38 protein-coding genes are annotated in these 25,504 nt (G+C 66.7%); 5 read left to right on the forward strand and 33 right to left on the reverse strand.

From position 1 onward, the window contains the following. Positions 1 to 9 precede the first annotated feature (9 nt). The 5 genes from LuPra_RS24125 (at position 10) to LuPra_RS24145 (ending at position 6,999) form a co-directional block, all read left to right on the forward strand. The gene (locus LuPra_RS24125; protein ID WP_110173131.1) at positions 10 to 1,236 is read left to right on the forward strand and encodes an ABC transporter permease; all 1,227 of its coding nucleotides are present in this window, start codon (positions 10 to 12) and stop codon (positions 1,234 to 1,236) included. Positions 1,237 to 1,238: 2 nt separating this feature from the next. Next, entirely contained in the window at positions 1,239 to 2,516 is a 1,278-nt protein-coding gene (locus LuPra_RS24130; protein WP_110173132.1) for an ABC transporter permease, read from the forward strand. A gap of 156 nt (positions 2,517 to 2,672) precedes the next feature. Next, a complete protein-coding gene (gene fusA, locus LuPra_RS24135; RefSeq protein WP_110173133.1) occupies positions 2,673 to 4,766 on the forward strand; it encodes an elongation factor G in 2,094 nt (697 codons plus the stop codon). 144 nt (positions 4,767 to 4,910) lie between these two features. Then, positions 4,911 to 5,954, forward strand: coding sequence for a CehA/McbA family metallohydrolase (locus LuPra_RS24140; protein ID WP_110173134.1), 1,044 nt, complete (start codon positions 4,911 to 4,913; stop codon positions 5,952 to 5,954). A gap of 34 nt (positions 5,955 to 5,988) precedes the next feature. Further along, the gene (locus LuPra_RS24145; protein WP_110173135.1) at positions 5,989 to 6,999 is read left to right on the forward strand and encodes a PHP domain-containing protein; all 1,011 of its coding nucleotides are present in this window, start codon (positions 5,989 to 5,991) and stop codon (positions 6,997 to 6,999) included. A 72-nt stretch (positions 7,000 to 7,071) separates the two neighbouring features. On the opposite strand, the gene LuPra_RS24150 is transcribed toward LuPra_RS24145, so the two are convergent. The 33 genes from LuPra_RS24150 to tuf all read right to left on the reverse strand — a co-directional run bounded on the left by LuPra_RS24150 (position 7,072) and on the right by tuf (position 25,462). Continuing rightward, positions 7,072 to 7,749 (reverse strand): hypothetical protein, encoded by a 678-nt coding sequence (locus LuPra_RS24150; RefSeq protein WP_110173136.1) that lies wholly within the window; start codon positions 7,747 to 7,749, stop codon positions 7,072 to 7,074. Between the two features lie 151 nt (positions 7,750 to 7,900). Continuing rightward, on the reverse strand, positions 7,901 to 8,461 hold the full coding sequence (gene rplQ / locus LuPra_RS24155) for a 50S ribosomal protein L17 (RefSeq protein ID WP_110173137.1): 561 nt from the start codon (positions 8,459 to 8,461) through the stop codon (positions 7,901 to 7,903). Positions 8,462 to 8,541: 80 nt separating this feature from the next. Beyond that, positions 8,542 to 9,522 (reverse strand): DNA-directed RNA polymerase subunit alpha, encoded by a 981-nt coding sequence (locus tag LuPra_RS24160; protein WP_110173138.1) that lies wholly within the window; start codon positions 9,520 to 9,522, stop codon positions 8,542 to 8,544. A 132-nt stretch (positions 9,523 to 9,654) separates the two neighbouring features. After that, complete coding sequence (gene rpsD / locus LuPra_RS24165; RefSeq protein WP_110173139.1) at positions 9,655 to 10,284, reverse strand: 30S ribosomal protein S4; 630 nt, start codon at positions 10,282 to 10,284, stop codon at positions 9,655 to 9,657. Positions 10,285 to 10,383: 99 nt separating this feature from the next. Next, on the reverse strand, positions 10,384 to 10,800 hold the full coding sequence (rpsK, locus tag LuPra_RS24170) for a 30S ribosomal protein S11 (RefSeq protein ID WP_110173140.1): 417 nt from the start codon (positions 10,798 to 10,800) through the stop codon (positions 10,384 to 10,386). A gap of 4 nt (positions 10,801 to 10,804) precedes the next feature. Further along, the gene (gene rpsM / locus LuPra_RS24175) at positions 10,805 to 11,179 is read right to left on the reverse strand and encodes a 30S ribosomal protein S13 (protein ID WP_110173141.1); all 375 of its coding nucleotides are present in this window, start codon (positions 11,177 to 11,179) and stop codon (positions 10,805 to 10,807) included. 3 nt (positions 11,180 to 11,182) lie between these two features. Then, positions 11,183 to 11,296, reverse strand: a complete 114-nt coding sequence (rpmJ, locus tag LuPra_RS24180) for a 50S ribosomal protein L36 (protein ID WP_110173142.1) — start codon at positions 11,294 to 11,296, stop codon at positions 11,183 to 11,185. 94 nt (positions 11,297 to 11,390) lie between these two features. Continuing rightward, positions 11,391 to 11,606 (reverse strand): translation initiation factor IF-1, encoded by a 216-nt coding sequence (gene infA / locus LuPra_RS24185; protein WP_110173143.1) that lies wholly within the window; start codon positions 11,604 to 11,606, stop codon positions 11,391 to 11,393. Between the two features lie 62 nt (positions 11,607 to 11,668). Next, positions 11,669 to 12,442: a type I methionyl aminopeptidase gene (gene map, locus LuPra_RS24190; protein WP_110173144.1), complete on the reverse strand. Its 774-nt coding sequence runs from the start codon at positions 12,440 to 12,442 to the stop codon at positions 11,669 to 11,671. Continuing rightward, the gene (locus tag LuPra_RS24195) at positions 12,439 to 13,086 is read right to left on the reverse strand and encodes an adenylate kinase (protein WP_110174847.1); all 648 of its coding nucleotides are present in this window, start codon (positions 13,084 to 13,086) and stop codon (positions 12,439 to 12,441) included. The genes map and LuPra_RS24195 overlap by 4 nt, the downstream gene beginning before the upstream one ends. A gap of 35 nt (positions 13,087 to 13,121) precedes the next feature. Beyond that, the gene (secY, locus tag LuPra_RS24200) at positions 13,122 to 14,507 is read right to left on the reverse strand and encodes a preprotein translocase subunit SecY (RefSeq protein ID WP_110173145.1); all 1,386 of its coding nucleotides are present in this window, start codon (positions 14,505 to 14,507) and stop codon (positions 13,122 to 13,124) included. 170 nt (positions 14,508 to 14,677) lie between these two features. After that, a complete protein-coding gene (rplO, locus tag LuPra_RS24205) occupies positions 14,678 to 15,118 on the reverse strand; it encodes a 50S ribosomal protein L15 (RefSeq protein ID WP_110174848.1) in 441 nt (146 codons plus the stop codon). 90 nt (positions 15,119 to 15,208) lie between these two features. After that, positions 15,209 to 15,436, reverse strand: a complete 228-nt coding sequence (gene rpmD / locus LuPra_RS24210; protein WP_110173146.1) for a 50S ribosomal protein L30 — start codon at positions 15,434 to 15,436, stop codon at positions 15,209 to 15,211. Positions 15,437 to 15,443: 7 nt separating this feature from the next. Beyond that, on the reverse strand, positions 15,444 to 15,959 hold the full coding sequence (gene rpsE, locus LuPra_RS24215; RefSeq protein ID WP_110173147.1) for a 30S ribosomal protein S5: 516 nt from the start codon (positions 15,957 to 15,959) through the stop codon (positions 15,444 to 15,446). A gap of 9 nt (positions 15,960 to 15,968) precedes the next feature. Further along, the gene (gene rplR, locus LuPra_RS24220; protein ID WP_110174849.1) at positions 15,969 to 16,337 is read right to left on the reverse strand and encodes a 50S ribosomal protein L18; all 369 of its coding nucleotides are present in this window, start codon (positions 16,335 to 16,337) and stop codon (positions 15,969 to 15,971) included. A gap of 29 nt (positions 16,338 to 16,366) precedes the next feature. Continuing rightward, on the reverse strand, positions 16,367 to 16,903 hold the full coding sequence (gene rplF / locus LuPra_RS24225) for a 50S ribosomal protein L6 (protein ID WP_110173148.1): 537 nt from the start codon (positions 16,901 to 16,903) through the stop codon (positions 16,367 to 16,369). Positions 16,904 to 16,915: 12 nt separating this feature from the next. Further along, positions 16,916 to 17,323, reverse strand: a complete 408-nt coding sequence (gene rpsH / locus LuPra_RS24230) for a 30S ribosomal protein S8 (protein WP_110173149.1) — start codon at positions 17,321 to 17,323, stop codon at positions 16,916 to 16,918. A 117-nt stretch (positions 17,324 to 17,440) separates the two neighbouring features. Continuing rightward, a complete protein-coding gene (locus tag LuPra_RS24235) occupies positions 17,441 to 17,626 on the reverse strand; it encodes a type Z 30S ribosomal protein S14 (protein WP_110173150.1) in 186 nt (61 codons plus the stop codon). Position 17,627: 1 nt separating this feature from the next. Further along, positions 17,628 to 18,170 (reverse strand): 50S ribosomal protein L5, encoded by a 543-nt coding sequence (gene rplE, locus LuPra_RS24240; RefSeq protein WP_110173151.1) that lies wholly within the window; start codon positions 18,168 to 18,170, stop codon positions 17,628 to 17,630. Continuing rightward, entirely contained in the window at positions 18,167 to 18,499 is a 333-nt protein-coding gene (gene rplX, locus LuPra_RS24245) for a 50S ribosomal protein L24 (protein WP_110173152.1), read from the reverse strand. The genes rplE and rplX overlap by 4 nt, the downstream gene beginning before the upstream one ends. A 3-nt stretch (positions 18,500 to 18,502) precedes the next feature. Beyond that, on the reverse strand, positions 18,503 to 18,871 hold the full coding sequence (gene rplN / locus LuPra_RS24250) for a 50S ribosomal protein L14 (RefSeq protein WP_110173153.1): 369 nt from the start codon (positions 18,869 to 18,871) through the stop codon (positions 18,503 to 18,505). Positions 18,872 to 18,881: 10 nt separating this feature from the next. Next, on the reverse strand, positions 18,882 to 19,136 hold the full coding sequence (rpsQ, locus tag LuPra_RS24255) for a 30S ribosomal protein S17 (RefSeq protein WP_110173154.1): 255 nt from the start codon (positions 19,134 to 19,136) through the stop codon (positions 18,882 to 18,884). A 31-nt stretch (positions 19,137 to 19,167) separates the two neighbouring features. Beyond that, a complete protein-coding gene (rpmC, locus tag LuPra_RS24260; RefSeq protein ID WP_110173155.1) occupies positions 19,168 to 19,365 on the reverse strand; it encodes a 50S ribosomal protein L29 in 198 nt (65 codons plus the stop codon). Beyond that, the gene (rplP, locus tag LuPra_RS24265) at positions 19,365 to 19,793 is read right to left on the reverse strand and encodes a 50S ribosomal protein L16 (protein WP_110173156.1); all 429 of its coding nucleotides are present in this window, start codon (positions 19,791 to 19,793) and stop codon (positions 19,365 to 19,367) included. Before rplP ends, rpmC begins: the two co-directional genes overlap by 1 nt. Before the next feature lie 12 nt (positions 19,794 to 19,805). After that, a complete protein-coding gene (gene rpsC, locus LuPra_RS24270) occupies positions 19,806 to 20,495 on the reverse strand; it encodes a 30S ribosomal protein S3 (protein WP_110173157.1) in 690 nt (229 codons plus the stop codon). A 12-nt stretch (positions 20,496 to 20,507) separates the two neighbouring features. Beyond that, positions 20,508 to 20,927, reverse strand: coding sequence for a 50S ribosomal protein L22 (gene rplV / locus LuPra_RS24275; protein ID WP_234800532.1), 420 nt, complete (start codon positions 20,925 to 20,927; stop codon positions 20,508 to 20,510). Positions 20,928 to 20,937: 10 nt separating this feature from the next. Next, positions 20,938 to 21,216, reverse strand: a complete 279-nt coding sequence (gene rpsS / locus LuPra_RS24280; protein ID WP_110173158.1) for a 30S ribosomal protein S19 — start codon at positions 21,214 to 21,216, stop codon at positions 20,938 to 20,940. A 9-nt stretch (positions 21,217 to 21,225) separates the two neighbouring features. Next, positions 21,226 to 22,050 carry a 50S ribosomal protein L2 gene (gene rplB, locus LuPra_RS24285; protein WP_110173159.1) on the reverse strand — a complete coding sequence of 275 codons (825 nt, stop codon included), beginning with the start codon at positions 22,048 to 22,050 and terminating at the stop codon, positions 21,226 to 21,228. 12 nt (positions 22,051 to 22,062) lie between these two features. Then, on the reverse strand, positions 22,063 to 22,353 hold the full coding sequence (locus LuPra_RS24290) for a 50S ribosomal protein L23 (protein ID WP_110173160.1): 291 nt from the start codon (positions 22,351 to 22,353) through the stop codon (positions 22,063 to 22,065). A 31-nt stretch (positions 22,354 to 22,384) separates the two neighbouring features. Further along, complete coding sequence (rplD, locus tag LuPra_RS24295; RefSeq protein WP_110173161.1) at positions 22,385 to 23,005, reverse strand: 50S ribosomal protein L4; 621 nt, start codon at positions 23,003 to 23,005, stop codon at positions 22,385 to 22,387. Then, a complete protein-coding gene (gene rplC / locus LuPra_RS24300; RefSeq protein WP_110173162.1) occupies positions 23,005 to 23,679 on the reverse strand; it encodes a 50S ribosomal protein L3 in 675 nt (224 codons plus the stop codon). The genes rplD and rplC overlap by 1 nt, the downstream gene beginning before the upstream one ends. A 124-nt stretch (positions 23,680 to 23,803) precedes the next feature. Then, a complete protein-coding gene (gene rpsJ, locus LuPra_RS24305) occupies positions 23,804 to 24,139 on the reverse strand; it encodes a 30S ribosomal protein S10 (protein ID WP_110173163.1) in 336 nt (111 codons plus the stop codon). 135 nt (positions 24,140 to 24,274) lie between these two features. After that, the gene (gene tuf / locus LuPra_RS24310; protein ID WP_110173164.1) at positions 24,275 to 25,462 is read right to left on the reverse strand and encodes an elongation factor Tu; all 1,188 of its coding nucleotides are present in this window, start codon (positions 25,460 to 25,462) and stop codon (positions 24,275 to 24,277) included. Positions 25,463 to 25,504 lie beyond the last annotated feature (42 nt).

A 25,504-nucleotide genomic window follows, 5' to 3' on the forward strand; every position in this document is an offset into this window, starting at 1 on the left:
GCAGGCGTCATGAACAAGTTCCTCGACGCGGTCGGCCTCGCCCTCTCCTCGATCTGGGCCAACAAGCTCCGGTCGTTCATGATGGTGCTCGGCAACGTGGTGGCGGTGACGTCGATCATCGCCGTCGTGGCCCTGATCCAGGGCATGAATGGCTACGTCGCCGACTCCATCGTGTCGGAGGTTGGGGTCGGCACGTTCCAGGTCGCCCGTGTCGGCGTGATCACGAACGAGGAAGAGGAGGAGGAGGCACGCCGGAAAAACCCGGACGTCTCCCTCGTGGACCTGCGGGCAGTCAAGGGCATCGGCGGCAACATCGACGCCGTGATGGCCCAGTCCAACAGCCAGGCCAACGTCACCTTCCGCAACGAGACCATCGAGAACGTCGGCATCCGGGGTGTGTCGGCCGACTACGACCAGTTCGGCGGCTACGAGGCCGAGCGCGGCCGCACCATCAGCCGCATCGAGATCCAGCGCTCGCGCCCGCTCGCCTACCTCGGCGTCGAGACGAGCGACAAGCTCTTCAAGGGACGCAACCCCGTCGATCAGACCATCATGGTCAACGGCGTGCACTTCCGGGTCGCCGGGGTCAACGAGAAGAAGGGCAGCATGTTCGGCAACTCGCAGGACGACTTCGTGCTGATCCCGCTCGGCGCATTCCAGAAGATGTTCGGCTCGCGCCGCAGCTTCGAGATCACGGTCAAGCCAATCAACCCCTCGCTGGTCCCGGAGGCCATGGAGGAAGCGCGGGTGGCCCTGCGCACCTCGCGCAAGCTGCGTCCACGCGACAAGGACAACTTCGGCATCGTCACCTCGGACACGTTCATGGAGCTCTGGAAGAATTTCAGCCAGGGCGCGTTCGCGGTGCTGATCGGACTGGTCTCGCTGTCACTGGTCGTGGGTGGCATCGTCATCATGAACATCATGCTGATGGTCGTCAGCGAGCGCACGCGGGAGATCGGCTTGCGCAAGGCCCTTGGCGCGCGCCGGCGCGACATCGTGTGGCAGGTGCTGACCGAGTCCACGACCCTGTCGGTCGTCGGCGGGATGGTCGGCACGCTGCTCGGGTTCATCGTCGCCTGGCTGGTCGCCTACTTCTCGCCCATCCCGGCCAAGATCGAACTCTGGGCCGTGATCATGGGCATCAGCATCACGGCCATCGTCGGGCTGTTCTTCGGCCTGTACCCGGCGATCCGCGCATCGAAGCTGGACCCCATCGAAGCCCTGAGGCGGGAGTAGCCGTGGCGATCCGCGTCGGCATGCTCTGGGAAATCCTGGTCATCGCGTTCGACACGCTGCGCGCCAACAAGCTGCGCTCGGCGCTGACGATCCTGGGCGTGGTCATCGGCGTCATGTCGATTGTGGCGATGACGGCCCTGATCACCGGGTTCAGCGACTCGCTCGAGGGCCAGATCCGGGCCTTCGGCAGCAACACGGTCTTCGTGCAGAAGCTCGGCTTCCAGAGCTTCTCGAGCGGGCGCAGCTTCCTCGAGCTCATCAAGCGCCCGAACCTGACCAACGACGACGCGAAGGCGCTCGGCGAGTCGCCCCTGGTGGGCGAAGTCGGCCTGCAGATCGGTGGGGGTGGCCCGTTCGCGGCGATCGAGCGCATGTCGTTCGCTGGCCAGGCGACCAAGCGGTTCGCAGTCATCGGGGCCACGTCCAACTGGGGCGACATGAACTTCATCCCGTTCATGTCCGGGCGCTTCTTCGGCGACTTCGAAGTCCTGAACCGCCGCAACGTGATCGTGCTCGGCTATTCGCCCGCCGAGGCGATGTTCCTGACGCGTGGCATCGACCCGCTCGGCAAGGTGATCCGCGTCGGGCGCGATTCCTACACGGTCGTCGGCGTGATGGACAAGCGACCCGCAGCGCTCGGCGACGCCAACGGCTTCGCGGTCATCCCCTATACGACGTACGAGAAGCGCTACCCGACGCCCAGGTTCCGCGGCATCGTCTTCCGGCCGCTCACCATCGTCGTCTCGTCGGCCGAGGGCGTGAACGTCGACGAACTGCGCACCGAGATCGAGTCGATCATGCGGGCCCGCCACCGGCTCAAGCTCGGTGAGGAGAACGACTTCGACACGGTGACCGCCGACTTCATCGTCGCGTTCCTGCGGCAGTTCACGAAAGCCGTCGTGCTGGCGCTGTTCGTCATTTCCTCGATCGCCCTGATGGTGGGCGGCATCGGCGTGATGGCCATCATGACCATCTCGGTCACCGAGCGGACGCGTGAAATCGGCGTTCGCAAGGCACTCGGCGCGCGTCGTCGCGAGATCCTGGTGCAGTTCCTCATCGAGGCGGTCTTCCTGACGATGCTCGGCGGGCTGCTCGGCATCGCGCTGGGCGCCGGGATCGGCTATGCCGTGAACGTCTTCGCGGGCTTCCCCGTCTCACTGCCCCTCTGGTCGTTCGCGCTGGGCGTCGGCTTCTCGGCGACGGTCGGCATCCTGTTCGGGATGCTGCCGGCGGTGAAGGCCTCCAAGCTGGATCCCATCGAAGCCTTGCGGTACGAATAGGCGGCGGCCGTCGTCATTCGGCCGTCGGCCTTCGAAGGCCGAAGGCCGGTCTCGTGGGACGAGGGTGCCGAAGGCCGAGCCGTGGCTGCCCTTGTTCCCCCGGCGGCTCTGTCATAGCATCGCGGCGTGTAGCTCGTTACTCCGTCGAGGGTGCTCATGCCCACCTATGCAGCGGCGTCCATTCGCAACGTGGCAGTCGTCGGCCACAACGGCTCCGGCAAGACCCAGCTCATCTCCGCGGTGCTGTTCACGGCTGGAGCCACGACCCGCCTGGGCCGCGTCGACGACGGGACGGCACCCACCGACTTCGACGAAGAGGCCATCGTCCGCAAGCACACGCTGGCCGCGACGCCGGCCTGGCTCGACTGGCACGGCACGAAGGTCAACCTCGTCGACACACCCGGTTTCGGCAACTTCCTGAGCGAAACGGGCGCCACACTGCGAGTGACCGACGCCGCCCTCGTGGTCGTCGACGCGGTGGCAGGTGTGGAAGTGCAGACCGAACGCGTCTGGGCCCTGGCCAACGATGAGCGGCTGGCGAAGTTCGTCGTCGTCAATCGCCTGGATCGCGAGCGTGCCAGCTTTGTGACCGCCCTCGAGGATCTGCATGCCGCCTTCGGACGATCCCTCGTGCCGGTGCAGTTGCCGTACGGCGAGGAGAAGGGCTTCCGCGGCGTCATCGACCTGGTGGCCCAACGGGCCTACACCTACGAGGGCGGCACCGGGCGTGGCAAGCCGGTCGCCATCCCGGAAAGCATCGCGGCCGAGGCCAAGAACGCCCGGGAAGCGCTGGTGGAGCTCGTGGCGGAAGCCGACGACGACCTGATGTCGCGGTTCTTCGACGAGGGGACGCTCAGCGACGACGAACTGGTGGCGGGGCTGCGGACGGCCGTGCGTACGGGTGCGGTCGTACCGGTGTTCTGCGCCTCCGGGGCCGAGAACATCGGTACCGATCGCCTCCTCGAGGCGTTGGTGCACTACACGCCTTCACCAGTGGATCGGCCGCTGCCGGCCATCGAGAAGTCGAGCGGGGACGCGATCACGACGTTGGCCGACGAGAGCGGCCCGACGCGTGTGTTCGTGTGGAAGACGGTGGCCGATCCATTCGCTGGCCGCATCTCGCTGTTCCGGGTCGTCACCGGCATCGTGCGCAACGACAGCACGCTGACCAACCTCACGCGCGGCACCCAGGAGCGTATCGCCCACCTGATGGCCCTGCAGGGCAAGACGCAGGCCCAGGTGACCGAACTGCACGCGGGTGACCTTGGCGCGATCGCCAAGCTGAAGGATGCCCAGACCGGCGACACGCTCTCGGACAGGGCCGCCGACCTGACGTTGCCGCCGATTGCGTTTGCGGCGCCACTGATGTCGTATGCCCTCGAGCCCAAGTCACGCGGGGACGAGGACAAGATCAGCACGGCGCTGCATCGGCTCCAGGAGGAAGACCCGACGATTCGGACCGATCGGGATCCCCGCACCCACGAGCAGCTGATCTCGGGGCAGGGCCAGATGCACCTCGAGGTGACGGTCGCGAAGTTGAAGCGGCGCTTTGGCGTCGACGTGACGCTGAAGCTGCCACGCATCCCGTACCTCGAGACGATCACGGCCAGTACGGAGGCGCATGGCCGCCACAAGAAACAGACCGGCGGCCACGGCCAGTTCGGCGATTGCAAGATCCGCGTCGAGCCGCTGCCGCGCGGCGCCGACTTCCAGTTCGAGGACGACATCTTCGGCGGATCGATCCCGCGACAATACGTGCCGGCCGTGGAGAAGGGCATCCAGGAGGCCCGCACGCGCGGCTTCCTCGCCGGGTTCCCGATGGTCGACTTCAAGGCCACCGTGTTCGACGGCTCGTTCCATCCCGTGGACAGCAATGAACTCGCCTTCAAGATGGCGGGATCGATCGCCTTCCGGGACGCGATGACACGCGCCAGGCCAGTGCTGCTCGAGCCGATCATGCAGGTGGAGGTACACGCCCCGAACGAGTTCGCCGGCGACCTGATGGGCGACCTCAACGGCCGCCGCGGCCGGATCAGCGGCATGGAGGCGCGTGGCCACGCGACGGTCATCAAGGCACAGGTCCCGATGTCGGAGATGCTCACGTACGAGCAGCACCTGACCTCGGCGACGGGTGGGCGCGGGTCGTACCACATGGCGCACTCGCACTACGAGGAGGTGCCGGCTCACCTGCAGGCCAAGATCGTGGCGGCGCACAAGACCGAGCACGGCGTCGAACACAGCGAGGCGTAGGAAGGGTCACCGATCGGGTACCGGGTACCGGGTACCGGGTACGGCCCTACGGAACCGGGCCGGAACACGACGACCGCGGCCCGAACCCATTCCATGCGGGCACGTGAGCGGAACGTCACACCGCCTGAGGTACGCTGTGTGGCGATGAAGTCGCGCCGTCTGCTCCTTTCGTCGTCGCTGCTGTGTGCCGGACTGTACGTGGTCGTGGCCGGTCAGCCGTCCTCACCGGCACCAGCCGCGAGCGCCCTGCGCTGGTTCAAGGGCAACACCCACACCCACACGCTGAACAGCGACGGCGACAGCTCGCCTGACGACGTCGTGCGCTGGTACCGGGACCACAAGTACAACTTCCTTGTCCTGACCGACCACAACTACCTGACGTCGGTCGATGGCCTCAATGCCCTGCACGGAGCCGACGACAAGTTCCTGGTGGTCAAGGGCGAGGAAGTGTCGTCCGGCTTCCAGAGCAGGCCGTTGCACATCAACGCCCTCAACCCCGATCGGCTCGTCCCGCCGAGCCGCGAGGGCTCGACCGTCGCCGCGGTGCTGCAGAACAACGTCGATGCCATCCGCATGGCGGGCGGCGTGCCACACATCAACCATCCGAATTTCGGGTGGGCGATCACAGCTGACGACCTCGCAGGACTCCGCAACAACAAGCTGTTCGAGGTCTACAACGGCCATCCCATGGTCAACAACGCCGGGGGCTCCGGGCACCCGAGCCTCGAGCAGACCTGGGACACGCTGTTGTCCCGGGGCATCCTCCTGTTCGGCCTCGCCACCGACGATGCCCACGAGTTCAAGAAGCTCGACGACCTCTCGTCGTCGCGGCCGGGCATGGGCTGGGTGATGGTGCGGGCCGAGAAGCTCGAGGCGAAGGCGATCGTCGCCGCGATCGAGCGCGGCGACTTCTATGCGTCGACGGGCGTCGAACTGGCCGCCTACGAGGCCACCGCCACCGCGATCACGCTGAAGGTGAAGCCGCGGCTGTGGGGCTCGCAACCCAGCGAGAACATGTGGGCGGGCTACCGCATCACGTTCATCGGGAAGGGTGGCGCGGTGCTCCAGGAGGTCGAGGGCACTGACGCGACCTACACCGTGAAGGGCTCGGAAGGCTACGTCCGCGCGCGGATCACGCAGTCGGATGGCAAGGCCGCGTGGACGCAACCGGTCGTGGTGGGCAGGTAACAGGATGCCGGACAGAAACAGGAAGGAGGCGGTCATGTCGCGTCGTTTCCTCCTCTTGTTCTCGCTGCTGTGTGCCGGTCTGTATGCGGTCGTGGCCGGTCAGCCCGCACCGTCGGCGCCAGCGGCCGGGTCTCTCCGCTGGTTCAAGGGCAACACGCACACGCATACCCTCAACAGCGACGGCGACAGCACGCCCGACGAAGTGGTTCGTTGGTACCGGGAGAATCGCTACAACTTCGTGGTCCTGACCGACCACAACTTCCTCACCGACGTCACCGCGCTCAACGCGGTGCACGGCGCCGACGAGAAGTTCCTGGTCATCAAGGGCGAGGAAGTGTCGTCGCGATTCGATTCGAAACCGCTGCACATCAACGGGCTCGATGTCTCGCGCCGCATCGAGCCGCTTTCGGGGAGCAGCGTCGCCGACGCGCTGCAGAAGAACGTCGACGCCATCCGCGCGGCCGACGGCGTGCCGCACATCAACCACCCGAACTTCGGGTGGGCCATCACCGCCGACGAACTCGCCACGGTTCGCAACAACCGCCTGTTCGAGATCTACAACGGGCATCCGAGAGTGAACAACCTCGGGGGCAACGGTCATCCCGGCCTCGAGGAGATCTGGGACACCCTGCTCTCACGTGGTGTCGAGCTGTATGGGATTGCCGTCGACGATGCGCACCACTTCAAGCGGCTCGGCGACCTGTCATCCTCGCGCCCGGGCATGGGCTGGGTCGTCGTCCGCGCTCCCCGGCTCGAGGCGCGTGCGATTCTCGCGGCGATGGAGCGTGGGGATTTCTACGCCTCGACCGGCGTGGAGTTGAGCGACTATCGCGTGGCCGACGGCACGATGACCGTGTCGATCGACCCGGTCCCGACGTCGGGTTATCGCATCCGGTTCATCGGCAAGGGCGGCACGGTGCTCGAGGACGTGCAAGGCCCGACGGCAACCTACCGCATCAAGGGCACCGAAGGTTACGTGCGCGCGAAGGTCATCGAGTCCAACGGCAAACAGGCGTGGATGCAGCCGGTCATGGTGGGTAGGTAAACACGAGCCGGCCTTGGGCCTTGGACCTTGGGTTACCCGAGTCCCGAGAGTCCCGAGTCCCGAGTCCCGGCGTTAGGCGTTAGGCGTTAGGCGTTGCTGGAGATATGCGTCACCAAACATGGTGGTGCGGATGCGCTCTCGTTCGCCGGGCCTGAGGCTGCCGAAGTCACTGAGCAGCCGCAGCGCGAAGAACACCCAGAAGAATGACTGCGTGGTGCCCGTGAAGAGCATTGCCGGCCATCCGAGCAGGACGCACAGCATCAGCACCGCGGTGCGGCTGCCCTGCCACGCGACCCCGGTTTCGAGCCAGGTCACCGAACGTACCGGGGCGATCGCCGAGTCCAGCACCGCGCTACCGAGCAGGGCCACGGCCATCCATGTCACCCGGTCGATGTGCATGGCCGCATCGAAGGTGGCGCGTCCCTTGTCGACCTCGATGAAGGTGACCGCGCCAAGCAGCACCGCGCAGCCCACACTGAATGGGAACACGAAGATCAGCAGGACCTTGAGCACTTCGAGCAGACGCCGCGCCGCGTCCGCGTCGGCACGCATCGCCCGGCGGCTGACGCCGACCCGCGCGGCAATCAGCGCCGAGGCCAGGAGCGTCTCCAGCAGGAAGAGCAGCATCGCCAGGGATACGCTCTCGTCCTTCACGAGCGCGAGCGCCGGGAAGAAGAAGGACACGACCGACCACAGGCCGTGGCCAGCGCCGAAACGCGGGCCGAGCGCCTGCCAGGCATGGGACGCCATCACAGGGTCAACGCCACAGCCTGGTGCGGGCGAACGGTCCACGGGCCTGAAACGACAAAGGCCGCGTCGTGTGACGCGGCCCTTTGAACCCGGTACCCGATACCCGGGACCCGTCGAATGGCGGCGGCCGGGCTCGGAGAGCCGGCCCTACCTACTCGTCCTTCTTGGCGCTCTTGCGGGCGCGCTTGGGCTTCTCGTCGCCTTCCGCGGCGCCTTCGTCCTGGAGCTTCTTGACGGCTGCCCGGGCGCGGCCACGGAGGCCCTTGGGCTGTTCGGCGGCGCCCTCGGCGTCGGCGGTGCCGGCGTTCGGGTCGTACTCGCTGCCAACCAGTTCGATCTGGGCGACCTCGGCTGCATCGCCACGACGGTGGCCCAGCTTCAGCAGCCGCGTGTAGCCACCCGGACGCTCCACGAACCGTGGCGCGAGGGTGTCGAACAGCTTGGTGACGACCTTCTTGTCGGCCACGTCACGGGCGACGAGGCGCTCGGCCGTCATCCGGCGCAGGCGCTTCTCTTCGTCGGTCCCCTGGGCGACGAGGCTGCGCTTGGCCACCGAAATCAGCCGCTCGACGTACGGGCGGAGTTCCTTGGCCTTGGGCAGCGTGGTCTCAATCCGCTCGTGGCGGAGCAACGCCTGGGCCTGGTTGCGCAGGAGGGCGATGCGGTGCTCGGTCACGCGTCCGAGCTTGCGATGGGCAACACCGTGTCTCATGGTCTGTTCTCGGCCTACGGCCTACGGCCTGCAGGCTACGCCTTGTAGCCAGCAGGCTGTAGCCTGCAGCCTGTCCGATTTTACTGAGCTGGCTGCTCCACGCTCATGCCGAGGCTGAGACCCATGGTCTGGAGGATCTCCTTGATCTCGTTGAGCGACTTGCGGCCAAAGTTCTTGGTCTTGAGCAGGTCGTTCTCCGTCTTGGCCACCAGCTCCCGGATGGTCCGGATGTTGGCGTTCTTCAGACAGTTGTACGAACGGACCGACAGCTCGAGCTCTTCGATGCTCTTGTCGAGGTGCTCGTTGCTCTCCTCGGTGAGCGTCGCGGGGGTGGCATCGCCGCCCTCGCCGACCACGACGTCGTCGTCGTCGTCGCCGCCGAAGATGAAGAGGTGGTCGCGGAGCAGCTGCGCCGCCAGTTCGATGGCCTCGGTCGGCGTGATGGCGCCGCTGGTCGAGACCTCGAGGGTCAGCTTGTCGTAGTCCGTGTTCTGGCCCACGCGCGCCGACTCGACCAGGTAGTTCACCTTGCGGACCGGCGAGTGCACCGAGTCCACGGGGATCCAGCCGATGCCGAGATCCTCGTCGAAGTTGCGGTCGGCCGACACGTAGCCGCGCCCGTTCTTCAGGCGCAGTTCCATGTACAGCTTGCCGCCCTCGGACACGGTTGCGATGTGCGCGTCGGGATCGAGGACCTCGACCGACTGGTCGACCTCGATGTCACGCGCGTGCACCGGCCCGGGCTTGTCGATGCGCACGTACAGCATCTTGACCTCGTCCCCATGCAGCTTGAACGGCACCTGCTTGAGGTTGAGGATGATGTCGGTGGCGTCTTCCACGACGCCCTCGACGGGCGAGAACTCGTGCTGGACACCCTCGATCTTCACCGCGGTGATCGCCGCGCCCTCGATGGACGACAGCAACACCCGGCGCATCGCATTGCCGATGGTGGTACCCCACCCGCGCTCGAACGGCTGCGCGGTGAACCGTCCGAATCGGCCGGTCTGGCCCTCGCGGTCGACGTCGAGACGCTTCGGGCGCTGGAACCCCTTCCACAGCATCGATGTAGTCCTTTCCAGTCAGAATAAAGGCCAGGGACTCTGCGCGTCTGCGCTCGAGACCCGCCTGGCCGCCGCCGGTCACCCCGGCAGGCTGACGGACATCCGGCAAATCTGCCGGACACAGTCCGGCAGCTACTTCGAGTAGAGCTCGACGATCAGCTGCTCCTGCACGGGCAGGTTGATCTGCTCGCGCGTCGGCAGCGACACCACGCGACCCGAGGACGCCGCCGCGTCGAGGGAGAGCCACTCCGGAATGCCGCGGCCCTTCACTTCCTCGATGGCGTGGAGAATCGCCGGGTTCTTCTCGCTCGACTGCCGCAGCGCGACGACATCGCCCTGGCGCAGCTGGTAGGACGGGATGTCCACCTTCTTGCCGTTGACGAGGAAGTGGCCGTGCTTGACGAGCTGACGCGCCTGCGGTCGCGAGGTGGCGAACCCGAGGCGGTAGATCGCGTTGTCGAGGCGCCGCTCGAGCAGCTGCAGGAGCGTCTCGCCGGTGATCCCACGCTGGCGATCGGCGGCCTCGAAGTAGCGACGGAACTGGTTCTCCAGCACGCCGTAGGTGCGCTTGACCTTCTGCTTCTCGCGCAGCTGCAGGCCGTAGCCGAGCATCTTCGCCTTGCGTGCCTTGCCGTGCTGCCCCGGCGGGAGGTTGCGCTTCTCGATCGCGCACTTCTCCGTGTAGCAGCGTTCACCCTTGAGGAACAGCTTCATCCCCTCACGCCGGCAGAGGCGGCAGACGGGTCCGATATATCGAGCCATGTACTTCGTGTCCTTCTCACGACGCGCGCCGGAGCGCGCGGAACAGCACGCCGCTGGCGTGCCCTCCCTTTTGGACGACCGTGACCGTCAAGAGGCGCGCTAGACGCGACGCTTCTTGGGCGGCCGGCAGCCGTTGTGCGGAATCGGCGTGACGTCGCGGATGGTCTTCACGTCCAACCCGACGTTTGAAAGAGCGCGGACGGCCGATTCGCGACCCGCACCCGGTCCCTTGACACGCACCTCGATCGAGCGCATTCCCACGCCCTTCGCGGCGGTGCCGGCATTCATGGCCGCCTGCGTGGCGGCAAACGGTGTGCCCTTGCGCGATCCCTTGAAGCCGATCGCCCCGGCACTCGACCACGACACCACGTTGCCCTCGGCATCGGTGATCGTCACCAGCGTGTTGTTGAACGAGGCCTGGATGTGGGCCACGCCGCTGTGGACGACCTTCTTCTCGCCGCGCTTCTTGAACACCTTCTTGCGGCCTGCCGCGCCTGACTTCTTCTCGTCTGCCATGGTCCTACACCGTCTTCTTCTTCGCGATGGCGCCCTTGCGCGGGCCCTTTCGCGTACGCGCGTTGGTCTTCGTGCGCTGGCCACGCACCGGCAGGCTGCGGCGGTGCCGCAGGCCGCGGTAGCAGCCGATCTCCATCAAGCGCTTGATGTTGAGCGAGACTTCCTTGCGGAGGTCGCCCTCGACGCCGCCCACTTCCTCGATCACCTTCGAAATGGCGCGCACATCCTCTTCCGTGAGGTCCTTGACCCGCACGTCCGGGCTCACGCCCGATGCCTTGAGGATGTCGCCCGAGCGCTTGCGCCCGATGCCGAAGATGTAGGTCAGTCCGATCTCGACGCGCTTGGTACGCGGAAGATCCACGCCTGCGATACGTGCCATGCCCTATCCCTGCCGCTGCTTGTGCTTCTGGTTATCGCAAATCACCCGCACGACACCGCGTCGCCGGACAATCTTGCACTTCACGCAAATGCGCTTCACCGATGCTCTGACCTTCATAGCTCCCTCTCGCCAGGCCGTCGGTAGGGACGCCTCTCCGAGGCGTCCATCGCCGTCGCCGCGGCGTCCTCACGGCCGGCTCGGAGAGCCGGCCCTACCTAAGCCTTTCTACGATCCGGCCGCGCGTGACGTCCAACGGCGACACCCGCACAACCACCCGATCCCCCACCAGGATCCGCACGAAGTTCCTGCGGATGTCCCCGGTGCCGTGCGCAGTGATCACGTGCCCCGAATCGAGGCTGACGCGATAGAGCGCCTGCGGCAACTGCTCGATGACCGTGCCGCGCAGCCCGTCATCCTCGCGGGCCATGGCGACTTGAAATCATGAAATTCTGAGATTCTGAAATTTCAGACTTGCAGAAGTTCAGAATTTCACCTCTCTCCCACCGCCGCCGGCGCCGTCCTGAGCGTCAGGATCTCCGCGCCCTCGGCCGTGACCGCCACCGTGTGCTCGAAGTGCGCCGACAGCAGGCCGTCCGCCGTCACCGCCGTCCAGCCGTCCGACAACACCCGCACCGCCGCGCGTCCCGCGTTCACCATGGGCTCGATCGCGAGCACCATGCCCTCGGACAACCGCGGCCCGCGTCCCGCCGGTCCGTAGTTGGGAATCTGCGGCTCCTCGTGCAGCTTCGTGCCGATGCCGTGACCCACGAACTCCCGGACCACCGTGAACCCCTGGGCCTCCACGTAAGCCTGGACCGCATGCCCGATGTCGGACACTCGCGCGCCCGGCCGGACCGCGTCGATACCCCGGTAGAGCGAGGCGTCGGTCACGTCCAGTAACCGCTGCGCCTCGGCGCTGATCGCGCCCACGCCCACGGTCACCGCCGAGTCCCCGTAGTACCCGTCGAGCTTCACCCCCATGTCGATCGAGAGGATGTCGCCCTCCACCAGCGCCTGCCCCGACGGGATGCCGTGCACCACCTCGTGGTTGCGCGACGCGCAGATGGTTGCGGGAAACCCGCGATACCCCTTGAACGCCGGCAGTGCGCCCGCCTCACGTACCAGCCGTTCGGCCTCGGCGTCGATGCCGGCCGTCGTGGCCCCCGGCACCACCAGCCCTCGCAGCTCCTCGAGGATCCGGGCCACCAACTGGTTGGCCGCCCGAAGCTTCACGAGCTCCTCAGCCGACCGGCACGTGATCACCGTGCGCCTCCCTGGGCTACACCCATCGCCGATGCCAGCGCATCCTTCATCGCAGCAGCCACGGCGTCGGGCGACAGGTTGCCGTCAATCGTGAAGAGCGTCGGCCGGCCCTGGTAGTAGTTCACCAGCGGCGCCGTCCGGTTCTCGTAGATCTGCAGGCGATTGCGGACCACCTGCTCATCGTCATCGGCCCGCGTCACCAGCGCGCCGCCGCAGTTGGCGCAGACCCCGACGTCCGGCTTGGTCGGGTCCGCGTTGGTGCCGCACACACCGCAGATGCGTCGCGCGTGCAGCCGCCCGACCAGCACGTCGACCGGCACCACGATGTGCAACACGGTCAGCGGGGACCGTCCCCACATCATCTCGTCCAGCGCTTCGGCCTGTGCGACCGTCCGCGGGAAACCATCAAGGATAAACCCAAAAGCGACGTCTTGTCGAGAGAGACGTTCCCGGACGATGGCAATGGCCACCTCGTCGCTCACCAGATTGCCCTGATCGATGCGCGCGCGCGCCTCGAGTCCCAGCGCCGTACCGGCCGCCGCCGATTCCCGCAGGATGTCCCCGGTGGACACCTTCGGGACGTTGTAATGCCGCGCCAGCCGGGTGGCTTGCGTGCCCTTGCCCGCGCCTGGCGGGCCGAGCATCACCACATTGAGGCCAGGTCGAGCCAACGGACGGCCTACCCTCTCCGTCCACGGATGCGGGTCTTCTTCATGAACCCGTCGTAGTGCCGCATGATCAGCTGCGACTCGATCTGCTGCACGGTGTCCATGGCGACACCGACGACAATCAGCAGCGACGTCCCGCCGAAGAAGAACGTCACGCCGAGGCCGTTGGTGAACCAGCCTGGCAGTGCCGCGTCGAGCGATTCGCCGATGAACGGGATCGGCGCGACCTTGAAGCCGCTGATCAGGAACTCGGGCAACAGCGCCACCGCCGCCAGGTACAGCGCCCCGACCAGCGTGATCCTGGTCAGGATCAGGTCGATGTATTCGGCCGTCCGCTTGCCCGGGCGGATGCCCGGGACAAAGCCGCCGTACTTGCGCATGTTCTCGGCCACGTCATCGGGATTGAACACGATCGCGGTGTAGAAGTACGCAAAGAAGATGATCAGCGTCACGGTCAGCAGGTTGTAGAGCGGCATGCCCCACGTCAACTGCTGCGCGGCCCGCTGCACCCAGCTCTCGGGCGGGAACATCCCGGCGATCGTCGCCGGAAACGCCAGCAACGAGGACGCGAAGATCACCGGCATCACGCCGCCCGTGTTCACCTTCAACGGGATGTGCGTGCTCGATCCGCCGTACATGCGCCGACCGACAACGCGCTTGGCGTAGTGGACGGTGACGCGCCGGTGGGCACGCTCCACGTACACGATCGCCGCCACCACCACCACCATCACCAGGATCAGGAGCGCAAGCCGCAACAGCCCGATCTCGCCCGTCTTCAGCTGGTCCAGCGTCGTCATCACCGCGCGCGGCAGGCCGACGACGATGCCCGAGTAGATGATGAGCGACATGCCGTTGCCGACACCGCGCTCGGTGATCTGCTCGCCGAGCCACATCACGAACACCGACCCGGTGGTCAGGGTCAGGATGGTGAGCAGCCGGAAACCCCAGCCCGGGTCGTACACGAGCGGCAGCCCGCCCGCGACGTTGGTCTGGCGCTCGAGGAAGATCGCGATGCTGAGGGCCTGGATGACCGACAGCAGGATCGTCCCGTAGCGGGTGTACTGGGTGATCTTGCGGCGTCCGAGCTCGCCTTCCTTCGAGATCCGCTCGAGGGTCGGCCACACCACCGTCAACAGCTGCAGGATGATCGACGCGCTGATGTAGGGCATCACCCCGAGGGCGAAGATCGTCACCCGCGACAGGTTGCCGCCGGAGAACAGGTCGTAGAGGCCGAACATCGTGTTGCGGGCCTGCTCGGCCAGCAATGCCAACGCCGCGGTGTTCACCCCGGGTGTCGGGATGTGATGGCCGATACGGAACACGCCGAGCAGCCCCAGCGTGAACAGTACCCGGATGCGGAGCTCCGGGACGGCGAAGATGTTCCTCAAACTATCCATAGATTCGACTCACTCGCAGTCGGGATCCGGGAACCGGGCACCGGGCACCGCGTGGACGGCCGTTGCCGGCCGTCTGCAACCTCGGCAGCCTCGCGGCCGCCGATTCATTTCTGCGTTCGGCGTTCTGCCCGCCTCCGCCCTCGGGCTTCGGCGTGGCAGGCGTTCGAGAGCTACAGGCTCTCGGCGGTGCCGCCGGCGGCCTGGATCTTCTGGGCCGCGGCGCCGCTGAACTTGTGAGCCTTGACGTTGAGCGCCTTGGTCAGGTCGCCGCGCCCGAGCACCTTGATCTTCTGGTTGCCCTGGGCGAGACCCTGGCCATGGAGCACTTCCGGGTTGACGTCGGTGCCGGCGTCGAACAGCGCCTCGAGCTGGTCGAGGTTGATCACCGCGTAGTCGCTCCGGAAGATGTTCGTGAAGCCACGCTTGGGCAGGCGACGGTGCAACGGCATCTGGCCGCCCTCGAAGCCGCGCTTGCGCTTGAAGCCCGAACGCGACTTGGCGCCCTTGTGGCCACGACCGGCCGTCTTGCCATTGCCCGATCCCTGGCCGCGGCCCACGCGCTTGGTGGCGTGCGTCGCGCCTTTGGCAGGCTTGAGATCGCTCAGATCCATGATGATGTCTTTCCTGTCGGCCGTCGGCATTCGGCCATCGGCCATCGAGCTTCGGCGTTCGGCGTTCGGCGTTCGGCGTTTCGATCGTACTTATTCGACCGTCACCATGTGCCGGACCTTCTGGATCATGCCGCGCATGGCGGGATGATCGAGGACCTCCACGGTGTGCCCAATCTTGCGCAGCCCGAGACCCTTGACGATCTCGCCCTGCTTCTTGTCGTACCCGATCACGCTGCGCACCAGGGTCACCTTGAGGGTCTTGCCCTTGGGGGCCGCTGGCGTGGCGGGCTTCTGTCGACGGGGGGTGGTTTCCGACATCACGTCCTCAGGCGTTCAGCAGTTCTTCGACCGACTTGCCACGCAGACGGGCGATGGCCGACGGGTCCTTGAGGCCCTTGAGCCCCGCGATCGTCGCCCGCACCACGTTGTGCGGGTTGGCCGAGCCGAGCGACTTGGTCAGCACGTTCTGGATGCCGGCCGCCTCGACCACGGCGCGCACCGCACCGCCGGCGATGATCCCGGTGCCATCGGGCGCCGGCTTGAGCAGCACGCGGCCCGCGCCAAAGCGCCCGGTCACCTCGTGCGGCACCGACGTGCCCTTGAGCGGCACCTTGATCAGCGACTTCTTCGCTGCCTCGATACCCTTCTTGATGGCCGAGGGCACTTCCTTGGCCTTGCCGACGCCGAAGCCGACGTGGCCGGCGTTGTCGCCGACGATGACCAGGGCGCTGAAGGACAGGTTCTTGCCGCCCTTGACCACCTTGGTGACGCGGTTGATGGACACGACGGTGTCCTTCAGTTCGAGCTGGCTCGCGTCGATGCGATCGCGGAATTCAAACATGTCAGTTCCTCAGAACTCGAGGCCGGCTTCGCGCGCGGCGTCGGCGACGGCGCGCACGCGCCCGTGGTACAGGAACCCGCCGCGGTCGAACACGACACGGGTGATGCCCTTGTCCTTCAGGCGCTCTGCGAGGATCCGGCCCACTGCGGCCGCCCCCTTGACGTTGCTGCCCCGCCCGCCGTCTCCGAGCTGGCCCTTGATGGCCGGCTCGGTCGTGCTCGCCGACGCCACGGTCGTGCCGGTGGCGTCGTCGATGGCCTGGACGTAAATGTGTGCCACGCTGCGGAACACGGCGAGCCGCGGCCGGGAGGCGTCACCGGCCAGCTTCTTCCGCAACCGCAGGCGGATGCGCTCGCGACGGTCCTTCTTCGTTTCAATCTTCACGGCAGCTTCTCCGCTTCAGCGCGTTACTTCGCGCCGGCCTTGCCGGCCTTCTTCTTGAGCACTTCGCCGGTGTACCGGACGCCCTTCTGCTTGTACGGGTCCGGCTTGCGCAGCGATCGCATGTTGGCCGCCACCTGGCCCACCAACTGCTTGTCGATGCCGGTCACCGTCACATGCGTCTGCTTCTCGATGGCCACGTCGATGCCCTGCGGCAACGGGAAAACCACCGGGTGCGAGTAGCCGAGCGCGAAGTGCACGTCGCGGCCCTTCACCTCGGCGCGGTAGCCGACGCCGACGATGTCCAACTCGCGCTTGAACCCCTCGGACACGCCCTGGACGGCATTGGCCACCAGTGTCCGGCCGAGGCCGTGGAACTTGCGCTGCTCGCGCGCCTCGCCGACGCTCGTGACGATCTGGCCGTCCTCGAGCGCCATCGTGACGCCCGGGGGCAGCAACTGCGACAGCTGGCCCTTGGGCCCCTTCACCTCGACCAGGCCGTCCCTGAGGTTGATCTGCACACCCTTGGGGACGGGGATCGGCTTCTTGCCAATTCGAGACATGTTCCTCAGTCCTTACCAGACGTTGCAGAGCACTTCGCCGCCGACGCCGGCCTGGCTGGCCTGGCGTCCCGTCATCACGCCCTGCGACGTGGTCAGGATCGCGGTGCCGAGCCCGCCGAGCACTGTGGGCACCGACTCGCGCCCGAAGTAGACGCGGCGGCCGGGGCGGCTCACCCGCTCGAGTCCGGAGATCACGCGTTCACCGCGCGGACCGTACTTGAGGGCGATCCGCACCACCTTCTGCGGGGACTCCGGCGTCGTCGGGTTGTCAATCAGCTTGAAGCTGCCGATGTACCCCTCGGATTCCAGAATGCGGGCGATTTCGAGCTTCATCTTCGACGCGGGCACGTCCACGCGCGTGTGGCGCGACTGGACGGCATTGCGAATCCGCGTGAGCATGTCGGCAATCGGGTCAGTCATACTTGTCCTCGTGGGCCGGGCGCCGCGCGGGCCTCTTGGCTCCGGCGCGCGCTCCACGGCAGCGCGGTTCCCGCGGCCTCTCGACCGTCGGGCCTGCGCTCCCGGCCCTGCTGTGGCTTACCAGCTGCTCTTGGTCACACCCGCGACCTCGCCCTTGAGGGCGAGCTCACGGAAACAGAGACGGCACAGGGCGAACTTCCGCAGGTAGGCCCGCGGCCGGCCGCATCGCCCGCACCGGTTACGGGCGCGGACCTGGAATTTCTGTGGCTTGTGTTCCTTGGCAATCTTTGCAGTTGTGGCCATGTCAGCTCTGCCTGAACGGGAAACCGAGGAGCTGCAGCAGGCGGCGCGACTCCTCGTCGGTCTTGGCCGTGGTGACCACGGTGATGTTCATGCCGCGCGGCTTGTCCACGCGCATGTAGTCGATTTCCGGGAAGAGCAACTGGTCCTTCAGCCCGAGCGTGTAATTGCCACGCCCGTCGAAGCCCTTCGTCGGGATGCCCCGGAAGTCGCGCACGCGCGGCAGCGACATCGAGATCAGTCGATCGAGGAAGTCGAACATCCGCTCGCCACGCAGCGTGACCATCGTGCCGATGGGCATGCCCTGGCGGACACGGAACTGGGCAATCGACTTCTTGGCGCGCGTGACCACGGGCTTCTGGCCCGCGATGCGCATCAGTTCGTCGGCCGCGACGTCCACGATCTTCGCGTTCTGGGTGGCCTCGCCGAGCCCGAGGTTGATCACCACCTTGGTGATCTTCGGGGTCGCCATCACGTTGGCGTACCCGAACTCCTTCTGCAGCGCCGGCGCCACCTCCCCGGTGTAGCGCTCCTTCAGCCGGCTCATTTGTCGATCACTCCGCCGTCCTTGCGCCGGCTGACACGGACCTTGCGGCCGTCGCTCTCGGTGCGCATCCCCACGCGGGTGCGCTTGCCCGAGACCGGGTCCACCAGCATCACGTTGGAGGCATGGATGGCCGCCTCCTGCTCCACGATGCCGCCCTGCACCTGCTTCTGGGGGTTCGGCTTCGTGTGCCGCTTGACGAGGTTCACGCCCTCGATCACCACCCGGTTGCGCTCGGCATCCACCAGGGTCACCCGCCCGCGCTTGCCGCGATCACGGCCGGCGATGACGATGACCTCGTCGTTCTTGCGAATCCGCTTCAAGCCAGCCATCGCCTACAGCACCTCTGGGGCGAGCGAGATGATCTTCATGAACTTCCGCTCGCGCAGTTCGCGCGCCACCGGGCCGAAGACACGGGTCCCGATCGGCTCGCCATCGTCTTTCACCAGCACCGCGGCGTTGCGGTCGAAGCGGATGTAGCTGCCATCCTTACGGCGCTGTTCCTTGCGCGTCCGCACGATGACCGCCTTGACCACCTGCCCCTTCTTCACGTTGCCGTCCGGCGCCGCTTCCTTCACCGACGCGGTGACGATGTCACCGAGCCGCGCGTAGCGCCCGGTCGACCCGCCAATCGGGTTGATGACCGAGATCTTGCGCGCGCCGGAGTTGTCGGCCACGTCCAGGATCGATCGCATCTGAATCATCGCGTGTCTCCTAGATGACCTTCGCCCGCTCGACGATGCGCGACACCGCGAACCGCTTGCGGCGGCTCAGCGGACGGCTCTCGACGATCGCGACCGTGTCGCCGACCTTCGCGGTGTTGGCCTCGTCGTGCGCCATGAACCGCGATGTCTTGCGCTGGCCCTTGCCGTACACGTCGTGGCGCACCTGGCGCGTCACGGCGACGACAACTCCCTTGTCCATCTTGTCGCTGACGACGCGACCGACGATTTCTGCCTTGGCTGCCATAGCTCGCTTCCTGCTCTCTCCGCGGCGCGCCCTAGCGGGCGTCGGCCTTCTGCCGCAGCACGGTCTTGACCCGCGCCAGATCCCGGCGCAGGTCCCGGATCTGCAGCGGCCTGTCCAGCTGTCCCATCGCCTTGCGGATCCGCAGCGTGAACAGTTCCTTGTCGATCTCCGTCGCGCGCTGCTCCAGCTGCTCGACGCCGAGGTCCTTGAATTCCGCTACCTTGGCCATCACGCCCGCTCCTGCTGCGCTGCGAACCGCACCGCGAACTTCGTGTGGATCGGCAGCTTGGCCGCCGCCAGTTCCATCGCACGCTTGGCCGTCACCTCGTCCACCCCCTCCATCTCGAAGAGGATGCGACCGGGCTTGATCACGCACACCCAGGCCTCCGGGGCGCCCTTGCCCTTACCCATACGGGTTTCCTGCGGCTTCTTGGTGATCGGCTTGTCCGGGAACACCCGGATCCAGATCTTGCCGCCGCGCTTGATGAAGCGGGTCATCGCGATACGCGCCGCTTCGATCTGGCGCGCCGTCAGCCAGCAGGGCTCGAGCGCCTTCAGCCCGTAGTCACCGAAGGCGACATCGGACCCGCGCCAGGCCTTGCCTGTCATGCGTCCCCGCTGCTGCTTGCGGTACTTGACCTTCTTGGGCATCAACATGGCGAATCGTTCCTATCCCCGACCACCCGCGGCACGCCGCGGCGACCGGTACTGCTCCTCCTCGCGACCCAGCTTGGGCACGAGGCGCTCTCCCTGGAAGAGCCACACCTTCACACCGATGGCGCCGTAGGTGGTGCGCGCCTCGGAGAAGCCGTAGTCGATGTCGGCCCGCAGCGTCTGCAGCGGCAGCTGGCCGTGCAGGTACCACTCGGACCGCGCGATCTCGGCGCCGTTCAGGCGACCCGACACGCGCACCTTGATGCCGCGCGCGCCGAACCGCAGGGCCGACTCCACTGCCTTGCGCATGGCGCGACGGAAGGCGATGCGCTTCTCGAGCTGCATGGCCACCGATTCCGCGATCAGCTGGGCGTCCAGTTCCGGCTTCTGGATCTCCTGGATGTTGATGAACACCTCGCGGTTGGTGCGCTTCTGCACCTGCGCCTTGAGCTTGTCCACCTCCGCACCCTTGCGGCCGATGATGATGCCCGGCCGGCTGGTGTGGATGTCGATCTTCAGCTTGTTGGCTGCCCGCTCGATCTCCACCTTGGACACACCGGCGTGCGCGAACCGCTTCTTCAGGTCGTCACGCAGCTTGAGGTCCTCGTGGAGCAGCTTCGCGTAGTCCTTGTCGGCGAACCATCGCGAGCGCCAGGTCTTGTTGAACCCGAGCCGGAACCCGTAGGGATGAACCTTCTGGCCCATGCGTCTCTCGTCCTATTCCTGAGTACTGGCAACGCCCGCGGTCTTGCGCGTGCGCGGCTTGGTGGGGGCCTGCGGGGCCCGACGACGCACCGGCCGCTCGGCCACCTGCACCGTGAGGTGCGCCGTGCGCTTCACGACGCGAAAGGCGCGGCCCATCGGAGCCGGGCGGACGCGCTTGAACGACGTGCCCTGGTCGGCATACGCCGCCGACACGTACAGCCGCTCGACGTCGCCGCCGAAACCCTCGGCCTGCTGCGCGTTGGCGATCGCCGACTTGAGCAGCCTGTGAATGTTCTTGGCCACACCCTTGGTCGAGAACTTGAGCGTCGCCAGCGCGCCGGTCACGTCCTTGCCACGAATGAGGTCCAGCACGAGCCCGGCCTTCTGCGCCGACGTGCGGACACTGCGGGAGGTCGCTGTCGCTTGCACCATCGTCGTCTCCCTACTTCCCGGCCTTCTCGGCCTTCAGGGGATGCCCCTTGAAGGACCGCGTCGCGGCGAACTCGCCCAGCTTGTGGCCGACCATGTTCTCGGTCACGTACACCGGCACGAACTTCTTGCCGTTGTGCACCGCGAGCGTGTGCCCGATCATCTCGGGAATCACCGTCGACCGTCGTGACCAGGTCTTGATGACCTTCTTCTCGTTGGCGGCATTCATCGCCTCGATCTTCTCGAGGAGTGGCGTGTCGATGAACGGGCCCTTCTTCAGCGATCTGCTCATGGTTCCGGCCTACTTCTGCCTGCGCGTGACGATGAACGCGTCGGTCGACTTGCGGTTGCGCGTCTTGTAGCCCTTGGTGGGCACCCCCCACGGGGTCACGGGGTGACGGCCGCCCGAGGTCTTGCCCTCGCCGCCGCCGAGCGGGTGATCCACCGGGTTCATGGCCACGCCGCGGACGTGCGGACGCTTGCCCAGCCAGCGGCTGCGGCCGGCCTTGCCGATCGACACGTTCTCGTGATCGACATTGCCCACCTGGCCCACCGTGGCGTAGCACTCCATGTTCACCAGGCGCACCTCGCTCGAGGGCATCCGCAACGTGGCGTACTCGCCTTCCTTGGCCACCACCTGCACCGCGGCCCCGGCGCTGCGCGCCATCTGGCCGCCCTTGCCGGGGCGGAGTTCCACGTTGTGCACGACCGTGCCCAGCGGGATGTTCTTGAGCGGCAGGGCGTTGCCCGGCAGGATGTCGGCCGTCGCGCCCGCCACGATCGAGTCGCCCACCTTCAGCCCGAGCGGGTGCAGGATGTAGCGCTTCTCGCCATCGGCGTACGTCACCAGCGCGATCCGCGCCGAACGGTTCGGGTCGTACTCGACCGTCGACACCTTCGCCGGGATGTCCCGCTTGTCACGGCGGAAGTCGATGATGCGATAGGTCCGCTTGTGTCCACCGCCGCGCCACCAGATGGTCAACTCACCCTGGTTGTTGCGGCCGCCCGACTTCTTCAGCGGCTCGGTGAGCGGCTTGTAGGGTTCGGTGGACGTGATTTCGTCGAAGGTCTGCACCGTCTGGAAACGGCGCCCCGCCGACGTCGGCTTGTACGTTCGTACTGGCATGATCGTCCTCGCTTACGCGATCTCCAGGATCTCGGGGACCTTCTGGTCGGCCTGCAGGCGAACGTAGGCCTTCTTCCAGTCGCTGCGGCGGCCGACGAAGCGGCCCTGGCGCTTCAGCTTGCCGCGCTGGCTCGCCGTGCGGACGGCCGCCACCTTGGCGCCGAACAACTGCTCGACGGCCTGCTTGATCTCCACCTTGGTGGCGTCCACGTGCACCTCGAAGGCGAGCACGTTCTGCAGCTCGCGCTGCAGGGTGCTCTTCTCGGTGACGAGCGGCCGGCGGATGACGTCGGTGAGTTTCATGATTCTTCGTCCCTGGTCTGCGGCTCGCGCCTCAGCCCAGCGTCTCCTGCAAGCGCGTCAGCGCCGCCTGGCTGGCAATGACCCTGGCGCAGTCCATCACGTCACGCGCCGTCACCCGGTTGGCCGGCACGAGCTTCACGCCCGGGAGGTTGCGCGTCGACAGCACCAGCGCATCGGCCGGCGCGACGTCGATCACGAGCGTCTTGCGCGTGTGGCCAAGGTCCTTGAGCAATTGCGCGGCCGCGCGCGTCTTCGCCTCGGTCACCGCCAGCGCGTCCACCACGACCACCTGGCCGTCGCGAATCTTCGCGGCCAGCGCATCACGCAGCGCGCCGAGCGCCATCTTCTTCGGGAAGGCGTAGCCGTAGTCGCGCGGCTGCGGGCCGAGCGTCGTCCCGCCCTTGCGCCAGATCGGGTTGCGCACGTCGCTGACACGCGCCCGGCCGGTACCCTTCTGCTTCCACAGCTTGCGGCCCGAACCGGCCACCTCGCCGCGCGTCTTGGTCGCGTGCGTGCCCCGACGGGCCTCGGCCTGCTCGTGGCGGACCGCTTCCCAGATCAGGTCGGTGCGCACGCGATTGCCGAACACCTCGTCGCGGAGGTCGAGCGCGCCCACCTTCTGGTTGCTGGTGTTGACGACGTCGAGCTGCATTACTTCTTCCCCTTCTTCGTCTCGACCTGCGCCACGCGCACCGGCTTGGCCTTGCGCGCCTTGCGGATCAGGACGATGCCGTTGCGCGGCCCGGGCACGGCGCCCTTGATCAGGAGCAGGTGGTTGTCGCCATCCACGCGCACGATCTTGAGGTTGTGCACCGTGACACGGTCGTAGCCCATGTGGCCCGCGGCCCGCATGCCCTTGACCACGCGCGAGGGGTAGGACGACGCGCCAATCGAGCCAGGCGCCCGGTGGAACATGGAGCCGTGCGAGGCCGCGCCGCCCGCGAACCCGTGGCGCTTCATCACGCCCTGGAAGCCCATGCCGCGGGAAGTGCCGATGACATCCACTACTTCGCCGTCGGTGAACACCGCGGAAGCAAGCACTTCGCTGCCGGCAGTCACGCCGTCACCCGAGATGCCGACCTCGCGACGCACGCGCGTCGGGGGGACGTTGGCCTTCGCGTAGTGGCCCTGCAGGCCGCGGCTCACCCTGGCCGGCTTGTCCTCGACCAGGCCGATCTGCGCCGATTCGTAGCCGTCGGTCTGCGCGGTCTTGGTCTGCACCACCACGCAGGGGCCGGCCTTGATCACGGTGACCGGCGTCACGACGCCATCCGCGCCGAACACCTGCGTCATCCCGATCTTCTTGCCGATGATTCCCGTCACCATCGTTGTGTCTCTCGCCTTCGGGGTCCGTCTACCGATGCCAAGCGCGGCAGCGATGCGCCAACCCATCTCTGGCCGGTCTCGGAGAGCCGGCCCTACCGAAAGTCCGTCGGATGAAATCCGACGGCTACTTGCCGTGTTCCTTGCCGAACGCCTTGATCTCGACGTCGACGCCCGCGGGCAGATCGAGCTTCATCAGCGCGTCCACCGTCTGCGGCGTCGGCTCGAAGATGTCGACGAGCCGCTTGTGCGTCCGGATCTCGAACTGCTCGCGCGACTTCTTGTCCACGTGCGGCGAGCGCAGCACCGTCCACTTGTTCTTCTCGGTGGGCAGCGGCACCGGCCCCGCCAGGCGGGCTCCCGTGCGACGCGCCGTGTCCACGATTTCCGTGGTGGACTGATCGAGTACGCGGGCGTCGTAGGCCTTCAAGCGGATACGGATCTTTTCGCCAAATCCAGACATAGTCGTTTTCCTATCGCGTTGGTAGGGACGCCTGTCCCAGGCGTCCATCACTGCCATCGCCCCGCGACTGCTGCGCGGTGATGGCCGGCTCGGAGAGCCGGCCCTACCACCGAAGTCGTCGGCGCTGCCGACGACTTACTGCAGAATCTCGGTGATCGTACCGGCGCCCACCGTGCGGCCACCCTCGCGGATGGCAAACCGCAGGCCCTTCTCCAGCGCCACCGGCCCGATGAGCTCGATCTCCATCGTCACGTTGTCGCCCGGCATCACCATTTCCACGCCCTCGGGCAGGTGGGCCACCCCGGTCACATCCGTCGTCCGGATGTAGAACTGCGGCCGGTAGCCGTTGAAGAACGGCGTGTGCCGCCCGCCCTCTTCCTTGGTCAGGACGTAGACCTCGCCCTTGAACTTGGTGTGCGGCGTGATCGACCCCGGCTTGGCCAGCACCTGCCCGCGCTCGACCGCTTCCTTGTCGATGCCCCGCAGCAGCGCGCCGATGTTGTCGCCCGCCTGGCCCTCGTCGAGCAACTTCTTGAACATCTCGACGCCGGTCACCACCGTCTTGCGCGTCGGCCCGAAACCCACAATCTCGATTTCCTCGCCGACCTTCACCTTGCCCCGCTCGACCCGCCCCGTCACCACCGTCCCGCGCCCCGAGATCGAGAACACGTCCTCGACCGGCATCAGGAACGGCTTGTCGATCTCGCGCAGCGGCATCGGAATGTACGCGTCGACAGCCTCCATCAGGTTGTCGATCGTCTTTTCCCACTCCGGGTCGCCTTCGAGCGCCTTGAGCGCCGAGCCGCGCACAATCGGGATCTCGTCCCCGGGGAACCCGTAGCTCGAGAGCAGCTCGCGCACCTCCAGCTCGACCAGGTCCAGCAACTCGGCGTCGTCGACCGCGTCCACCTTGTTCAGGAACACCACCAGATACGGCACCCCCACCTGCCGCGCCAGCAGAATGTGCTCGCGCGTCTGCGGCATCGGCCCGTCGGTCGCCGCCACCACCAGAATGCCGCCGTCCATCTGCGCCGCACCCGTGATCATGTTCTTCACGTAGTCGGCGTGCCCCGGGCAATCCACGTGCGCGTAATGCCGGTTGGCCGTCTCGTACTCCACGTGCGCCGTCGCAATCGTGATCCCGCGCTCCCGCTCTTCCGGCGCGTTGTCGATCGAGTCGAACGACCGGAACGACACCTTCGGGTTGTGCTTGTGCAACACCTTGGTGATCGCCGCGGTCGTCGTCGTCTTGCCGTGGTCGATGTGACCGATCGTGCCGATGTTGACGTGCGGTTTCGAGCGGTCGAACTTCTCTTTACCCATTGCGCCTGATCTCCGGTTCTACGGGTCCGTGACGGAACTGTG

This window comes from Luteitalea pratensis (assembly GCF_001618865.1).
Classification (GTDB): domain Bacteria; phylum Acidobacteriota; class Vicinamibacteria; order Vicinamibacterales; family Vicinamibacteraceae; genus Luteitalea; species Luteitalea pratensis.

Coding starts and splice junctions, on each gene's coding strand:
- rpsJ (WP_110173163.1), bottom strand. CDS start 24,139: ATGTCTGGATTTGGCGAAAAGATCCGTATCCGCTTGAAGGCCTACGAC.
- rplP (WP_110173156.1), bottom strand. CDS start 19,793: ATGTTGATGCCCAAGAAGGTCAAGTACCGCAAGCAGCAGCGGGGACGC.
- rplB (WP_110173159.1), bottom strand. CDS start 22,050: ATGCCAGTACGAACGTACAAGCCGACGTCGGCGGGGCGCCGTTTCCAG.
- LuPra_RS24145 (WP_110173135.1), top strand. CDS start 5,989: ATGTCGCGTCGTTTCCTCCTCTTGTTCTCGCTGCTGTGTGCCGGTCTG.
- tuf (WP_110173164.1), bottom strand. CDS start 25,462: ATGGGTAAAGAGAAGTTCGACCGCTCGAAACCGCACGTCAACATCGGC.
- rpmJ (WP_110173142.1), bottom strand. CDS start 11,296: ATGAAGGTCAGAGCATCGGTGAAGCGCATTTGCGTGAAGTGCAAGATT.
- LuPra_RS24150 (WP_110173136.1), bottom strand. CDS start 7,749: ATGGCGTCCCATGCCTGGCAGGCGCTCGGCCCGCGTTTCGGCGCTGGC.
- secY (WP_110173145.1), bottom strand. CDS start 14,507: ATGGATAGTTTGAGGAACATCTTCGCCGTCCCGGAGCTCCGCATCCGG.
- infA (WP_110173143.1), bottom strand. CDS start 11,606: ATGGCCCGCGAGGATGACGGGCTGCGCGGCACGGTCATCGAGCAGTTG.
- rpmC (WP_110173155.1), bottom strand. CDS start 19,365: ATGGCCAAGGTAGCGGAATTCAAGGACCTCGGCGTCGAGCAGCTGGAG.
- LuPra_RS24195 (WP_110174847.1), bottom strand. CDS start 13,086: ATGCTCGGCCCGCCAGGCGCGGGCAAGGGCACGCAAGCCACCCGGCTG.
- LuPra_RS24160 (WP_110173138.1), bottom strand. CDS start 9,522: ATGCTGTGGAAGGGGTTCCAGCGCCCGAAGCGTCTCGACGTCGACCGC.
- rpsH (WP_110173149.1), bottom strand. CDS start 17,323: ATGACTGACCCGATTGCCGACATGCTCACGCGGATTCGCAATGCCGTC.
- LuPra_RS24290 (WP_110173160.1), bottom strand. CDS start 22,353: ATGAAACTCACCGACGTCATCCGCCGGCCGCTCGTCACCGAGAAGAGC.
- rpsE (WP_110173147.1), bottom strand. CDS start 15,959: ATGTTTGAATTCCGCGATCGCATCGACGCGAGCCAGCTCGAACTGAAG.
- LuPra_RS24125 (WP_110173131.1), top strand. CDS start 10: ATGAACAAGTTCCTCGACGCGGTCGGCCTCGCCCTCTCCTCGATCTGG.
- rpsS (WP_110173158.1), bottom strand. CDS start 21,216: ATGAGCAGATCGCTGAAGAAGGGCCCGTTCATCGACACGCCACTCCTC.
- rplO (WP_110174848.1), bottom strand. CDS start 15,118: ATGGATCTGAGCGATCTCAAGCCTGCCAAAGGCGCGACGCACGCCACC.
- rplQ (WP_110173137.1), bottom strand. CDS start 8,461: ATGAGACACGGTGTTGCCCATCGCAAGCTCGGACGCGTGACCGAGCAC.
- rplF (WP_110173148.1), bottom strand. CDS start 16,903: ATGTCTCGAATTGGCAAGAAGCCGATCCCCGTCCCCAAGGGTGTGCAG.
- rplD (WP_110173161.1), bottom strand. CDS start 23,005: ATGCAGCTCGACGTCGTCAACACCAGCAACCAGAAGGTGGGCGCGCTC.
- rplV (WP_234800532.1), bottom strand. CDS start 20,927: ATGGTGCAAGCGACAGCGACCTCCCGCAGTGTCCGCACGTCGGCGCAG.
- LuPra_RS24235 (WP_110173150.1), bottom strand. CDS start 17,626: ATGGCCACAACTGCAAAGATTGCCAAGGAACACAAGCCACAGAAATTC.
- rplC (WP_110173162.1), bottom strand. CDS start 23,679: ATGGTGACGGGAATCATCGGCAAGAAGATCGGGATGACGCAGGTGTTC.
- rpsC (WP_110173157.1), bottom strand. CDS start 20,495: ATGGGCCAGAAGGTTCATCCCTACGGGTTCCGGCTCGGGTTCAACAAG.
- rplN (WP_110173153.1), bottom strand. CDS start 18,871: ATGATTCAGATGCGATCGATCCTGGACGTGGCCGACAACTCCGGCGCG.
- rpsQ (WP_110173154.1), bottom strand. CDS start 19,136: ATGGCAGCCAAGGCAGAAATCGTCGGTCGCGTCGTCAGCGACAAGATG.
- rpsK (WP_110173140.1), bottom strand. CDS start 10,800: ATGGCAGACGAGAAGAAGTCAGGCGCGGCAGGCCGCAAGAAGGTGTTC.
- rpmD (WP_110173146.1), bottom strand. CDS start 15,436: ATGTCGGAAACCACCCCCCGTCGACAGAAGCCCGCCACGCCAGCGGCC.
- LuPra_RS24140 (WP_110173134.1), top strand. CDS start 4,911: ATGAAGTCGCGCCGTCTGCTCCTTTCGTCGTCGCTGCTGTGTGCCGGA.
- rpsM (WP_110173141.1), bottom strand. CDS start 11,179: ATGGCACGTATCGCAGGCGTGGATCTTCCGCGTACCAAGCGCGTCGAG.
- fusA (WP_110173133.1), top strand. CDS start 2,673: ATGCCCACCTATGCAGCGGCGTCCATTCGCAACGTGGCAGTCGTCGGC.
- rpsD (WP_110173139.1), bottom strand. CDS start 10,284: ATGGCTCGATATATCGGACCCGTCTGCCGCCTCTGCCGGCGTGAGGGG.
- rplE (WP_110173151.1), bottom strand. CDS start 18,170: ATGAGCCGGCTGAAGGAGCGCTACACCGGGGAGGTGGCGCCGGCGCTG.
- rplX (WP_110173152.1), bottom strand. CDS start 18,499: ATGGCTGGCTTGAAGCGGATTCGCAAGAACGACGAGGTCATCGTCATC.